We start from the raw sequence: 13,726 nt of genomic DNA on the forward strand, positions 1-13,726 counted from the left end.
CGGGGAAATCTACTCGGATTTGGCTTTCGGGTATGTCCCTGAAGTGTTCTGCACACGCAACTAATCGCAATTCCATTGTCCAGTCAAGGAATTACAAAGATTCCTTGAGTCGAGTTTCTCAGATAAAGGGGTAGCCCTCCTATGTACGCGATCGTCAAGACCGGCGGCAAGCAGTACAAGGTTGCCGAAGGTGACCTCGTCAAGGTCGAGAAGATCGAGGGTGAGCCGGGTTCGTCCGTGGCTCTCACCCCGGTTCTGCTCGTCGATGGCGCAGATGTCATTGCGGATGCCGACAAGCTTGCCAACGTTACCGTTAACGCAGAGATCGTCGAGGCCGCTAAGGGCCCGAAGATCCGCGGCATGCACTACAAGAACAAGACTGGCTACAAGCGCCGCTACGGCCACCGTCAGCCGCTCACTGTTCTGAAGATTACCGGCGTCTCCAAGTAAACCGCCGAAATTCCAATTAGCTTTTCCCTAGGAGAAAATCATGGCTACTAAGAAGGGTGCATCCAGCACCAGCAACGGCCGCGACTCCGAAGCTAAGCGCCTCGGCGTGAAGCGCTTCGGCGGCCAGCAGGTTAAGGCAGGCGAGATTCTCGTTCGTCAGCGCGGTACCTCGTTCCACCCGGGTGAGAACGTTGGCCGTGGCGGCGACGACACTCTCTTCGCTCTGAAGGCAGGCGCAGTCGAGTTCGGTACCCGCCGTAACCGCCGCATTGTCAGCATCGTTGAGAATAACTCCTAAGAACAACCCTCGGTTGTCCACATAGGATTACTGCAACGTCGAATTTGAGGCAGGTTTAACTGCCTTGCAGAAGAGCCGATTCCTTTCCCACTGCGAAAGGTAATCGGCTCTTTTGTTGTTTATGTACTGTTTCGCGCTTTTAGGTTGCGAGGCAGCGTTTTGTTACCGCCTAGACTTCTGCCCGTCGGCTCGCTTAAATTAGGGCATTACTCCAGGCACTAGAAGATGGCTCTCCGCTCGGAAGTGTGTGTGATTTTATGTCTCGTTTTGTAGATCGTGTCGTACTGCATTTGCAGGCCGGCGACGGTGGTCACGGCTGTAACTCGGTGCTGCGTGAAAAGTTCAAGCCACTCGGCGGTCCCGATGGCGGCAACGGTGGCCACGGTGGCGACATTGTGCTGGTCGTCGACCCGCAGATTCACACTCTGATGGACTTCCACTTCCATCCCCACATCAAGGCTGCCAACGGTAAGCCCGGCGCGGGTGATCACCGCAATGGTGCTCGTGGTGAGGATTTGGTTCTCGGAGTGCCGGAGGGCACGGTTGTGATGACCGAGGATGGGGAAGTGCTGGCGGACATGACCGGTAAGGGGGCCCGCTTCATCGCTGCTGAAGGCGGTTACGGTGGCTTGGGTAACGCAGCGCTGGCGAACAAGAACCGCCGTGCGCCGGGCTTTGCTCTTCTCGGTGAGCCGGGTGAGGCCAAGGATCTTGTCTTGGAGCTCAAATCCATGGCAGACGTTGGACTGGTGGGCTTCCCGTCAGCCGGAAAGTCCTCGCTGGTTAGCACCTTGAGCGCTGCTAAGCCGAAGATTGGTGACTATCCATTTACCACGCTGCAGCCGAACCTGGGTGTAGTCAACGTTGGCTACGAGTCCTTCACCATCGCAGATGTGCCGGGTCTTATCCCGGGGGCTTCTGAAGGCCGTGGTCTTGGGTTGGATTTCCTGCGTCACATTGAGCGCTGCGCTGTGCTCGTGCATGTGGTTGACGCTGCTGCTCTGGAGGGCGACCGCGATCCGGTCTCTGACATCAAGGCGTTGGAGACGGAACTCGCCAACTACCAGTCGGTGCTGAAGGCCGACGTGGGGCTTGGGGATCTCGCAGAGCGTCCGCGCGTCATCGTGCTGAACAAGATTGACCTGCCCGATGCTCGCGAGATGATTGACATGCAGCGCGAGGAGCTGGAGAAGTTCGGCTGGCCGATTTATGAGATCTCTACGGTGACGCACGAGGGGCTCAAGGAGCTGACCTACGGTCTGAAGGATCAGATTGCCGCCTATCGCAAGGCGCATCCGTTGCCAACAGAGCAGGAGCCCCGTGCAGTTATCCGTCCGGAAGGTGTGCGTGGCAAGAAGCGCGAAGGCGCGGACTTCACTATCGAGCGCGATCCGAATACCCCAGATGGGTTCATTGTGCGTGGCCGTAAGCCGGAGCGCTGGATTAACCAGACGGACTTCGAAAACGACGAGGCAGTCGGCTACTTGGCTGACCGCCTGGCCAAGCTTGGTGTCGAAGATGCCCTGGCAAAGGCTGGGGCAACGGTTGGCTGCCCGGTTACGATTTCCTATCTCACCTTCGAGTGGTACCCGCAGCAGGTCGCGGGCACCGATGACTTCGTGCCGAGTGGCCGTGGTACCGACGATCGTCTCTACGTCAACGAGCGCACTAGCGCCGAGCAGCGTAAGCGTGCATCGCAGGCCCGCCGTGGTCTGATTGACGAGTACGATTTCGGAGATGGCGAAGAGGCTATTCGCGACCGGTACTCATAGTCGCGGGCGACAGCGTCGTCGGCAAGCGAAGACTTCAAACTTGCATTTTGCCATTGATTGTTTAAACAATTATATAGTCAGAATTACATTAGACCGTCATGTTTTCCATTAGTGAAATGAGTGAGTCAGTTATCCCTTCCGACACCGTTGCCAACGATGTTGACGTCACTGGAGCAGATGCATTAGATGCCCCGGTAGCTACCGCGCCGAAGTCTGAATCGGACGCGCCGATTTCCCGTGAGGAGGTCGACGAGCTGCTTCACAACAATCCTGAGTCCACCGTCGCTGAGATTGAAAAGGCGACTGAGAATTTATCTCCGGGAACCAAAGGCGGTTTCGATTCCGAGACTCGTGAGGCAATTCGTACCGCGAAGCGTGTCGTGGTGAAGATTGGTTCTTCCTCGTTGACCGGATCTGACGGTCGTACCGATCCCGAACGCATCGACTTCATTGCCGATGCCCTGGAAAAGCGTATGGGCTTTAGCGATGTCATCGTTGTGTCCTCCGGTGCGGTGGCATCCGGAATGGGGCCGCTGGGGCTGACTTCGCGTCCCACTGATTTGGCGACCAAGCAGGCGGCTGCAGCTGTGGGGCAGGTGCGCCTGGCACAAGAGTGGGGACGCTCCTTCCTGCGCTATGGTCGCACTTCTGCGCAGGTGCTTTTGACCTCGGACGATGCAGGTGTGCGTTCGCGCGCTCGCAACGCCCAGCGCACTATCGATCGCCTGCGCCAGCTGGGCGCGGTGCCAATTGTCAACGAAAATGACACGGTCGCGACCTCGGAGTTCCGCTTCGGCGACAACGACCGCCTGGCCGCCCTGGTCAGTCACCTGGCGTACTGCGATGCACTGATTCTGCTTTCCGACGTCGACGGCCTCTACGACCGTAACCCGGCCGATCCAGGTGCAACCTTTGTGCCAGAGGTGCGCAGCGGTAACGACTTGCGTGGTGTTATCGCCGGTGACGGTGGGGCACTGGGCACCGGTGGAATGGCCTCGAAGGTGTCTGCCGCACGCCTGGCTTCGCGTGCAGGGGTGCCGGTGCTGCTGACTTCGGCGTCCAACATTGAGCGAGCACTTGACCAGGCAGACGTGGGAACCGCTTTCGCCGCGAAGGACAACCGCTTGAGCGCCTGGAAGTTCTGGATGCTCTACGCAGCGGATAGCTCGGGCCTGCTTCGCCTGGATGCCGGCGCGGTCGACGCTGTGACCCGCATGCGCAAGTCGCTGCTCCCGGTCGGTATCACCTCGGTTGACGGTGAGTTCTCCGCTGGTGACATCGTCGACCTGATTGGCCCGAGCGGTGAGGTCATCGGACGCGGCGAGGTCAACTATGACTCTGAGGAGCTGCTGGGCATGATCGGCTACCACACCGAGGAGTTGCCGAATGACATGCAGAAGCCTGTCGTCCATGCCGACTACCTGTCGGATTTCGCCTCCCGCGCTTAGGAGAGCGTTGCGCTGAGAGCTGCAGCGCTTAAAGACGCGCACCTGGGCGCGCCCGGACAGAGGTGCCTCGGCAAAGACCGACTGAGTGGGGACTGGCTGAGTGCGGACTGGCTGGGGGAGGAGTGCCTGAGCGCGGACTGCCTGGATGAGGAACTTTCGGGCATAATCCTAAGTGTGTTATCGAAAATTATTGGCGTCATCGGCGAGTTGCTCTTGACCGCTGGAGTGCTGGTGGCTCTCTTCGCCTTTTATCTGCTGTACTGGTCTGGTCTTGAAACCGGGAAAGCTCAGCAGCAGGCTCGTGATGAGCTGCAGCAGGCATGGTCCGCACCGGCATCGGCCCCAGCTCAGGCGCCAGAAGGCACGGAGCCAGCTGTTGAGGGCTCCTGGGTGCCTGGCTCTGCGGTGGCGATGATTTCCGCTCCTAAGGCGGGTTTTAGCGATTTGGTCGTATTCGAAGGTGTCTCCCAGGAAGTTTTGCGCGGTGGCCCCGGCCATTATCCGAGTACAGCCCTTCCGGGGCAGGTGGGCAACAGCTCCTATGCCGCTCACCGTGACGGCCACGGAGCTCCCTTTGACAACATTGACCGCCTGCAGACGTGCGATGACATCACTGTAGAGACGCGTGATGCTATTTACCGCTACAAGGTATTGCCGGTCGACGGTATGGCTGGCGCAGGGGAAAGCTTCGACTGCGTGCCAGAAGGAACTAACGTCCCCGAGATTCCCGGCCAGCACATTGTCACTCCAGACCGCGCTGATGTCCTCAATCCGGTCGGTGACGCCACTCTACTTACGCTGACTACCTGCCATCCCCAGTGGGACAATACTCATCGGCTCATTATTCACGCGGTCCTCGCCGGCGTTGAGACCAAGGAGGTCAACTAGATGTACGCAGCTTTTTGGCGATCCCTGCCGGGTCCGTGGTGGGTGAAAGCGATCATCACCATCGTGATTGCCGTCATCGTGTTCCTGCTGTTGATGAATTACATCTTTCCTTGGGTTGCTGAGCTAATTCCCTCAAATGATGTCTCACTCTAGTTATGCTGGTAGGCATGACTGCTCAAACGAACGAAACTGCTAACACCAATCAACAGGGCATTGCCGAGGATTCGGCTCTTAGCCCGGAGCGTGCTGCTGAGCGCGCCGAGGTTTTAGATAAGGCACAGCGTGCCAAGGTTGTCGCGGGAGAGCTGGCTCGCTTTACATCGGCACGCAAGAACGAGCTCCTGCTGGCCGCAGCAGACGCACTGGTCGCCCGTACTGAAGAAATTCTGGTAGCCAACGCCAAGGACATCGAGGCCGGTAAGGCCCGTGGTTTTAGTGACTCCCTGCTGGATCGCCTGCGTCTTGACTCCGATCGTGTTGAGGGTATTGCCGGTGGGCTGCGCCAGGTTGCGGCCCTGCCGGATCCGGTAGGCGAGGTGCTGCGGGGAAGCACTCTTCCTAACGGCATCAAGCTTTCCCAGGTCAGCGTTCCGCTGGGCGTGATGGGCATGGTCTACGAGGCTCGCCCGAACGTTACTGTCGATGCCTTTGGTCTGGCGCTGAAGTCGGGCAACGTGGCCTTGCTGCGTGGCTCCAAGTCCGCCGTCCACTCCAACACGCAGCTGGTCGCGGTTTTGCGTGAGGTGCTGGCCAACCACGATGCACCGGAGGACCTTGTTCAGCTGCTGCCGTGTGAGACCCACGATTCCGTGCAAGATCTCATAACTGCCCGCGGCCTGGTTGACGTAGTGATTCCGCGCGGCGGTGCCGGTCTGATTGAGGCCGTCGTGACGAAGGCAACGGTGCCGACCATTGAGACCGGTACCGGTAACTGCCACATCTACATCGATGCTTCCGCCGATATCGACGAAGCGATTGCGCTGATGATTAACGGCAAGACCCGCCGTCCGAGCGTCTGTAACGCCACTGAAACGGTTCTCATTGACTCGGCGCTGTCCGCGCAGGATCAGGTCCGCATTTTGGACGCGCTTGCCGACGCTGGCGTTGCGGTCCACGGCGATGTCGATAATCTGGCGGCCTCTGGGTGGACTGGTGAGGTCATTCCTGCGACGGTGGAAGACTGGTCGGATGAGTACCTCTCGCTAGACATTGCAGCGCGCATCGTCGACGGTGTGGTGGCCGCGACGGATCACATCACTGAATACTCCTCGGGCCACACGGAAGCTATCTCTGCACGTGACTGGGGCGTGTGCCAGGAGTTCGTCGACCGTGTTGATGCTGCTGCCGTCAGCGTCAATGCCTCCACTGCATTCACCGATGGTGAGCAGTACGGTTTCGGCGCAGAGATTGGTATTTCCACTCAGAAACTGCACGCCCGTGGGCCCATGGGGCTGCCGGAGCTGACCAGCAGCAAGTGGGTTCTGGCTGGTCGTGGACAGACTCGTCCGTAGTGCCCAGGTAAAGTGCCAGTCATGATTAAGCGCAAGAAAAGTGTGCGGTCGCGAGTACACGCCGCGTTGACAGCGAAGTCGGCGGACGCGCCCCGGCAGCGCATTGGCGTAATGGGTGGCACTTTTGATCCCATCCACAATGGTCACCTGGTTGCCGCTAGCGAGGTGGCAGACCGTTTCGACCTTGACTTTGTGCTTTTCGTGCCCACGGGTGAACCGTGGCAAAAGCGCGGCCGGAAGGTCTCTCACAGCGAAGACCGCTACCTGATGACGGTCATTGCCACTGCGTCGAACCCGCAGTTTTCGGTCTCGCGGGTTGATATTGATCGGCCGGGTGCGACCTATACCGTCGATACGCTGCGGGATTTGAAGGTCATCTATCCCAACGCGGATCTGTTCTTCATTACCGGTGCCGATGCGCTGCAGAAGATTATGACGTGGCGGGACTGGGAGGAGATGTTCGACGCAGCAACGTTCGTCGGTGTCACTCGTCCAGGGGTTCACCTGCGGGCAGAGGACCTGGAAGGAATCGACGCTTCACGGTTGCACCTCATCGAGATTCCCGCGATGGCTATTTCTTCTACCGATTGTCGAAAGCGTGCGGAGGCAGGACGCCCTGTTTGGTACTTGGTGCCGGATGGCGTGGTGCAGTACATCGCTAAGCGTGGTTTGTACCAGTCTGCTGAGGGCACGGTTGGTTCTGTGGGCCCCGCATCGGTGAACTCGGCCTCCGAGGATGCGGCGCCGGTGGCTGCGGCGTCGGTGGATGCGAAGTCCGATACCGCGGACTGAAAGTTAGCAAAATCCCGCTGAGACGGTAAGTTACAAGTACAAACGCTGTTTTTCACGACTTTTAATCACAAGGAGCTGAAGTCTTTCGTGACTGCACAACCACGCGCCATTGAGCTGGCGACCGCCGCGGCGAAGGCCGCCGATAGCAAAAAGGGTGAGGACGTCGTTGTTCTCGATGTCTCTGGCCCGGTGGTGATTACGGACGCATTCGTCCTGGTCAGTGCTGACAATGAGCGTCTGGTTGCCGCAATCGTCGACGAAATTGAGGACGATCTGCGTGACCTCGGCGCAAAGCCGGTTCGCCGCGAAGGTGTCCGTGAGGGACGTTGGGCGCTGCTGGATTACGGCGACATTGTCGTGCATGTCTTCCGCAGTGAAGAACGCGACTTCTACGGCTTGGATCGACTGTGGCGCGATTGCCCGCGCATCGAGGTCGAGGGCATCGAGCAGCCGAGCAACGAGGACGGCGAAGATTCCGCCCGCAATGCTCGTTCCATCGACGAGATTCCGCTGGCTGCCGAAAACCCGGACACGGACGAGTTTTAATTGTGGCGGGCTCACGCGAGGCACATGTTGCCGCTCGACGTCGCCTGATTATGCTGCGGCACGGGCAGACATCGTATAACGCTACCGGCCGCATTCAGGGACAGCTGGACACGCAGCTTTCCGACGTTGGTCGCGAGCAAGCCCGTACTGCGGCGCAGTACCTGGCGGAGGCTGAACCGCGAATCACAAAAATCGTGTCCTCTGACCTGACCCGGGCAGCCGACACCGCCCGTGCGCTAGCTGAGGCCACCGGTGCAGAGTTGAGTTTTGATAAGCGCCTGCGTGAGACCAACCTCGGTGAATGGCAAGAGCGCACCTACGACGAGATTGACTCCGCGTTTCCCGGTATGCGTGACCACTGGCGCCATAATCTCAACTGGGCGCCCAAGGGCGGCGAGACCCGTTTTGAGGTTTCCAACCGAATGCTGGCGGTCATTGCTGAGCTAGCGGCCAACCCCGATTGGGAGTCGGATACCTTTGTGCTCGTGTCCCACGGTGGTGCCATTGCTGCCGCTACCGCAGCCCTGCTGCAGATGCCGCGCGACTACTTCAGCACGTTCAACGGACTGGGCAACACTGCGTGGGTCGAAATGGAGCAGCGTACGCGCGTCAATGGTGAGACCTCCTGGTACCTGAATGCTTTTAACGCGAAGGTCCGTCAGCGGGAGTTGCAGGTTTCTGATTCTTCAGGAGGCCGCCATGCCCGGTGACGGTCGCGTTCGCATTGTTGTCGATGACACCGCGTGCCTGATGCCCGAGGTTGCCCGCAAGCTCGACATCACCGTGGTTCCCATCGGCCATGACATCAATGAAGACGCCGTCACCACGTCGGCAGTCAGTCCACTGAAGCTGTGCGCCGCATATGCGCGTGCGCTGGAACGCTCCAACAAGGATGGTTCTGACGCTGGCGTTGTCGCCCTGCATCTTGGCAAGGGAATGTCCGCTACCTGGTCTAACGCTGTCACCGCTGCTGGTGCGCTGGACCGTGTGACCGTCATCGATACCGACACCGTCGGAGCCGGAGTCGGTGCCGCTGCCATCGCGGCAGCTAAGGCCGCGCGTGCCGGGGCCAGTCGTGATGAGGTTGCCGATGTAGCTCGTGATGTGCTGCAGCGCTATCGACTCTGGTTGTTCGTACCGAAGCTTGACTCGCTGCGCCGTGGCGGTCGCATCTCCGCAGGCCAAGCGATGCTTTCTACGGCTCTTGCTATCAAGCCCATCGTCGGCATCAAAGATGGCTCACTGGCACTGGTCGCCAAGTGCCGTACAGAAGCGAAAGTCAAGCAGCGGATGGTGGATTTTGCCACGAAGATGGTGCGGTCTGCGTCATCGGCGAACCGTCCGCCTGCAGTATTGCTGCATCATTCCGACGCGCTTGACGACGTCCACGAGCTCCAGGCCATGCTTGCCGAAGAGCTACCCGACGATACCCGGTTTAGAATCCTGGATTTGCCGGAGTCGCTTGCTGCTCATGTCGGGCAGGGAGCCTATGCAGTTGGCATGGTTTCCGGTGGCTCGATTGATTCGGAGGCCATGGATTTTGAAGCAGAGCTGGGTGTGACAGAGCTGCTCCACAGTGTGGAGGAGAGTGACGCGGCTGCTGTTGAAGCTGAGGCTGTGGACGCGGTAGACGACGATTCTGGGAACATAGGCAATTCCGGTGACTCTGCTGGCACGGACGGTTCGGCTGAAAATGCTGGCGCCACTGACATAGGTGAGCCGATCACCGACCAGGCTGAGGTGAAGGTAGTTGAGAATCCGGCTGCCAGTCGCAACCGCAATAAGCGAATCCATCGCACAGTCGTGACTAATGAACAGGGAATTCCGCTTTTCACCACGGCGGTTTCTAAATTGCCAACGTGGAGTGAGAACCGCCAAGCAGCCCTGGATAAAGCTGAGCGTCTGGCGAAGGCTATCTCTGATTTGGCGCTGCGCGATAAGTCCGATCCCGAGGGAGCTGTATTTGGCACCGAAGGGGAGAAATCGCAGGAGTCGTTGTCAAGCGACAAGCGTGATGACGACGGCGATGAGAAGAAGAAATAGCGGCTGACCTGAGCAGATGATGTGACCTGTGGATAACCTCCACAGGTCATTTTTTATCCACAGATGACGCTTCGACAGGTGCTTTCGCGGGAGTGCGGTGTGGGGCGAGGCGCTAGTGTGCGCATCGTGACGAATTTGCGGAATCGGCTGGCGGACTACCTGGAACCGATTGATCAAGACAAGCGCATGGCGGTGGACTTTTCCACGCGCCGCGCGGTGGTGACGCCGCGGGTGGCAATGGCCGCGTGCATTGTGATTGCGGTGTTGGCCTTGGGAGCAATCGCTGCGGTGGTGTGGCCGTCGACGCCACAGGTGGAGATGCCTGCGGTGCAGGACGCTGCTGTCGCGGGGACGACACCGGAGACGACCGAAACCCCAGCGGAGATGCCGGGCGTTCCGGGGCAGGAGACTACCCCTCAGGCACAGGCGGGGCCGTTGATTGTGTCGGTGGTGGGGTTGGTTGTACATCCTGGCGTGGTGGAGGTGCCAGCGGGCGCGCGGGTGGTGGAGGCAATCGATCGTGCGGGTGGGCTTTTGCCGGAGGCTAATCCCGCCAGCGTGAACCTGGCGGCACCGTTGGTTGATGGTCAACAGATTGTGGTCGGGACAGAGGCGCTGCCAGCAGGAACGGCGGAGGGCGGTTCCGATGTTTCTGGCGGTTCTGGCGGCGGTGCTGCAGGCGGGGCTGGCTCGGGTGGCTCTGACGGAAAGATCAACATCAACACCGCCACTGCCACGCAGCTGGAGGAACTGCCCGGAATTGGACCCGCAACAGCGACCAAAATCATTGACTTTCGTGAAAAGAACGGGCCTTTTGCGAGCATCGACGCACTTGAGGAGGTACCGGGAATCGGCCCGGCTAAGGTAGAGGCTCTGCGCGATGCCGCCACCGTCTGACCTGCGCGCTCGTGCTGGGCTCGACGTGCGGCTAGTGCCAGCAGCGGTATTGGCGTGGGCGACTGCGGTGGCAGTGATCATGCGCCCAGAATGGGCGATAGTTGTGGCACCAAGCGCAATCGTGACTGCGGTGGCGTTGCCGTGGGCGTGGCAGCGTTGGTCGTGGCGATGGGGCAGAGGTGCGGTGACCTCCGGCTGGCGAGCAATCGCCACTATCGTGGTGCCAGCTGTGGCGGTGGCCAGCGTTGCGGTGGCCACGCGAATCCGCATAGCACAAGCCCGAGCCCACGAGCTCTATGAGGACATTGGTGGGATGGCGAAGGTGCAATTGCGCCTCGTCACCGAGCCGAAAGCAACCGAGTTCGGGGCCAGCGCGAAGGCCCGCATCGAGGGCCTTCCTGGGCAGGTGTCGGTTTTCGGCGACGAGTCACTGTTGGCGGTCACGAGAGACACCGTAATTGAATCCACAGCCGGTATACGTGCGGCCAGCAAGCCCTGCATTAGTGGTATCCAACTGAATCTACGCGGCGATGTTGAGGTCATCGCTCCACCACAGGGGCTGGCAGCTCAGGTGCGCCAGCAGCTCTTTGACTCGGCGCAGAATCTCCCCGTTGGTCCCGACCGTCTCATTCCCGCCATGGCCATCGGCGATGAGCGCGGCTTTAGCCTCACCGACGGCGACATGATGACTGCCTCTGGGCTTTCACATTTATCAGCAGTCTCTGGAGCGAACGTTGCGCTTGTTATCGGGGCTGTTGTGGCCGTGTTTTCGTGGGCTGGACCGCGGGTGCGCGTCGCAGTCGCCGCGCTTGCCCTGTATGGCTTTGTGGCAATTGTGGGTACAGAACCGTCAGTGCTACGCGCGGTGGTCACCGGCTGCATTGGGCTGTTGGCGATTCTTGTAGGACGAGCTGGCCAGGCCATCGCGGCGCTGTCGGCTGGCATTATTGGGTTGATTCTCCTGGCTCCAGACCTATCGGTATCAGGGGGCTTCGCCCTCTCGGTCGCAGCCACCGCCGGGTTAGTCCTTCTTGCCGAGCCCCTTGCCAGACGCCTGTCCGCCACCACCGTTATGGGTACCTGGCCCGCCCCAGTAGTCCGCGCCATCGCCGTATCGATTGCCGCACACGTGGTCACCATGCCCGTATTGGCGCTTCTCATCGGCGAAATTAGTCATGTCTCACTGCTCGCCAATCTCCTCGCCGCGCCCGCCGTCGCACCGGTTACTATCGCCGGCTCGCTCGCTGCCGTTGCCGCCGCACTGCATCTCAATTGGCTGGTCAGCGCTCTGCTCTGGTGCGCCGCGCCGTTCGCGTGGTGGATTCATCAGGTCGCACGTCTTACTGCAGGAATCGTTGCGCCCGCCACTGGGGCGGTCACGTTGGTCATTTCCTGCACGCTCACGTTCGCATGCTTGACGACGCTCTGGGCGTGGCCCCGTTTTGTGCTCCGCGCTGGGACCTTCGCTGCTGTCTTGGCAGCCGGTAGTTATGCCGCTATTTGGGTGTTCGGCCTCGACATTGCGCGTGCCCCACAGGGGTGGAAGCTTGCAGCCTGCGCTGAGAAGAACCAGCTTGTTCTCATTCACGCGGGTACTGCCGGAGAACCCGCCAACCATGTTGCATCGGTTGGTTACCCTGCACCGACCCCGCTGAGCCGGCAGTGCCGAATTGCGCTCAGACTCACCGAGAAAGAGGCGGGGTACGTCCAGGTGCTCGATGACACCACCAATAACCCCACGATAGAAACCGTGGCGGTGGAGTCCCCGTCGTATATCGCTGAAGCCGTGAGCGACCAACCGTCCCAATCAGGCCGCTCACCCCAGTGGTTTATCGCCCGCGAGTGTGGTCTGCGCGTGCGGGAAACCGTAATGACACCCGAGCACATTCCTGTGGTGTGCCCACAGCGAGATGGGCCGCAAGCTCTCTATTCGAATGGCGAAGTCTGGCGAGGAAAATGAAATCCGGGCTGTCCCGTAGGCTAGAAACAACAGTCGCAGGAATCAACGCGGAAAAGAGGTCGGGATTGAGCGCCGTCGCACCCGTGAATTTGATTGTGGGCAAAGAGGAGCTGTTGAAAGACCGCGCCCGCCTCGCCATTGTCGCTGCCGTCCGCGCGCAGGCAGCAACGGAGTCCGATCCGGGTGGACGCTCGGTGCCTGTGACCACCATCCGTGCGGGGGACATGACCACTGTTGACGCGGTGGAGCTCTTCAGCCCCTCATTGTTTGGGGATGACCGGATCGTGGTTGTTACCGACTGCCAGGATGCGGGTAAGGAACCCTCCAAGCTGTTGATGGATTCTGTTAAGGATCCCGCGCCGGGCATCACGTTGATTCTGTTGCACACTGGTGAGGGGCGTCAGAAAAAGATGGTCGCTGACCTGCGTAAGTTGGGGGTCCGCTTTTTCGAAGCTCAACCGCTTAAACGAAACGACTTGCCCGGTTTCGTTGGCGAAGAGTTCGCTTCACACGGGGTTAAGGTGCGTCGCGACGTCATCGATACCGTCCTGGATGCGGTCGGTTCAGACCTCCGCGAACTAGCCACCGCTATTTCCCAGCTCTGTGCAGACACCGCGGGCAAGGTCACCTCGGAAGCAGTGCGCACCTACTACGGTGCTTCGGCGGAGGTCTCGGGCTTTGAGATTGCCGAGCTCGCACTGCGCGGCCGGGGTGGAGAAGCGTTGGCCAAGATGCGCCGTGCCTTGCAGCTGGGCATGGCACCGGCACTGCTGTCGGCTGCAATCACGGGAATGGTTGGTGATGTAGCTCGGCTCCACGGTGCACGTGGTGTCAATGCGCGTAGAGATGCCCACCGCTATGGCATGCCGCCGTGGAAGTTGGAGAAAACTCAGCGGTTGGCATCTGCCTGGTCAACCCCGGCGGTTGCTCGCGCTGTGGTTGTCGCGGCACAGCTGGATGCAGACACCAAGGGAGCCTCATCGACGCCGGAACTATCGCTGGAACAGTCGGTGCTTCGTATCGCGGAGCTGGCCCATTCGTCCCATCGGCGTTAAAATTTCCGGGCTGCAAATGTGAAACTGTGTGAGTTTATGACACTTTCAAGCCATTTTTCAGGCCAT

The 13,726-nt window shown here is 59.9% G+C and carries 14 protein-coding genes; all 14 read left to right on the plus strand.

Features of this window, described 5'->3' with window-relative positions:
- Nucleotides 1–141: 141 nt before the first annotated feature.
- The 14 genes from rplU to holA all read left to right on the plus strand — a co-directional run bounded on the left by rplU (nt 142) and on the right by holA (nt 13,660).
- Nucleotides 142–450 carry a 50S ribosomal protein L21 gene (rplU, locus tag NQ014_RS00440; RefSeq protein WP_005511541.1) on the plus strand — a complete coding sequence of 103 codons (309 nt, stop codon included), beginning with the start codon at nt 142–144 and terminating at the stop codon, nt 448–450.
- Nucleotides 451–490: 40 nt separating this feature from the next.
- Nucleotides 491–748: a 50S ribosomal protein L27 gene (gene rpmA, locus NQ014_RS00445; RefSeq protein ID WP_016422312.1), complete on the plus strand. Its 258-nt coding sequence runs from the start codon at nt 491–493 to the stop codon at nt 746–748.
- 257 nt (nt 749–1,005) lie between these two features.
- A complete protein-coding gene (gene obgE, locus NQ014_RS00450) occupies nt 1,006–2,520 on the plus strand; it encodes a GTPase ObgE (protein ID WP_070429496.1) in 1,515 nt (504 codons plus the stop codon).
- A 98-nt stretch (nt 2,521–2,618) separates the two neighbouring features.
- Complete coding sequence (gene proB / locus NQ014_RS00455; RefSeq protein WP_016422314.1) at nt 2,619–3,968, plus strand: glutamate 5-kinase; 1,350 nt, start codon at nt 2,619–2,621, stop codon at nt 3,966–3,968.
- Between the two features lie 174 nt (nt 3,969–4,142).
- The gene (locus tag NQ014_RS00460; protein ID WP_070603365.1) at nt 4,143–4,856 is read left to right on the plus strand and encodes a class E sortase; all 714 of its coding nucleotides are present in this window, start codon (nt 4,143–4,145) and stop codon (nt 4,854–4,856) included.
- Nucleotides 4,857–5,009, plus strand: coding sequence for a hypothetical protein (locus NQ014_RS00465; RefSeq protein WP_016422316.1), 153 nt, complete (start codon nt 4,857–4,859; stop codon nt 5,007–5,009).
- A 14-nt stretch (nt 5,010–5,023) separates the two neighbouring features.
- Nucleotides 5,024–6,367, plus strand: a complete 1,344-nt coding sequence (locus NQ014_RS00470; protein ID WP_257073026.1) for a glutamate-5-semialdehyde dehydrogenase — start codon at nt 5,024–5,026, stop codon at nt 6,365–6,367.
- Nucleotides 6,368–6,388: 21 nt separating this feature from the next.
- Nucleotides 6,389–7,159, plus strand: a complete 771-nt coding sequence (nadD, locus tag NQ014_RS00475) for a nicotinate-nucleotide adenylyltransferase (protein WP_101687695.1) — start codon at nt 6,389–6,391, stop codon at nt 7,157–7,159.
- Nucleotides 7,160–7,246: 87 nt separating this feature from the next.
- Nucleotides 7,247–7,705, plus strand: coding sequence for a ribosome silencing factor (rsfS, locus tag NQ014_RS00480; RefSeq protein WP_005511538.1), 459 nt, complete (start codon nt 7,247–7,249; stop codon nt 7,703–7,705).
- Between the two features lie 2 nt (nt 7,706–7,707).
- Complete coding sequence (locus NQ014_RS00485; protein ID WP_070603359.1) at nt 7,708–8,415, plus strand: histidine phosphatase family protein; 708 nt, start codon at nt 7,708–7,710, stop codon at nt 8,413–8,415.
- Nucleotides 8,405–9,748, plus strand: a complete 1,344-nt coding sequence (locus tag NQ014_RS00490; RefSeq protein ID WP_257073027.1) for a DegV family protein — start codon at nt 8,405–8,407, stop codon at nt 9,746–9,748. Before NQ014_RS00485 ends, NQ014_RS00490 begins: the two co-directional genes overlap by 11 nt.
- A 126-nt stretch (nt 9,749–9,874) precedes the next feature.
- Nucleotides 9,875–10,645: a ComEA family DNA-binding protein gene (locus NQ014_RS00495; RefSeq protein ID WP_257073029.1), complete on the plus strand. Its 771-nt coding sequence runs from the start codon at nt 9,875–9,877 to the stop codon at nt 10,643–10,645.
- Nucleotides 10,629–12,605 (plus strand): ComEC/Rec2 family competence protein, encoded by a 1,977-nt coding sequence (locus NQ014_RS00500; RefSeq protein WP_257073031.1) that lies wholly within the window; start codon nt 10,629–10,631, stop codon nt 12,603–12,605. The genes NQ014_RS00495 and NQ014_RS00500 overlap by 17 nt, the downstream gene beginning before the upstream one ends.
- A gap of 65 nt (nt 12,606–12,670) precedes the next feature.
- A complete protein-coding gene (holA, locus tag NQ014_RS00505; protein WP_257073034.1) occupies nt 12,671–13,660 on the plus strand; it encodes a DNA polymerase III subunit delta in 990 nt (329 codons plus the stop codon).
- Nucleotides 13,661–13,726: the final 66 nt, after the last annotated feature.

The organism is Corynebacterium sp. 5QC2CO (assembly GCF_024580435.1).
GTDB classification, from domain to species: domain Bacteria; phylum Actinomycetota; class Actinomycetes; order Mycobacteriales; family Mycobacteriaceae; genus Corynebacterium; species Corynebacterium jeikeium_D.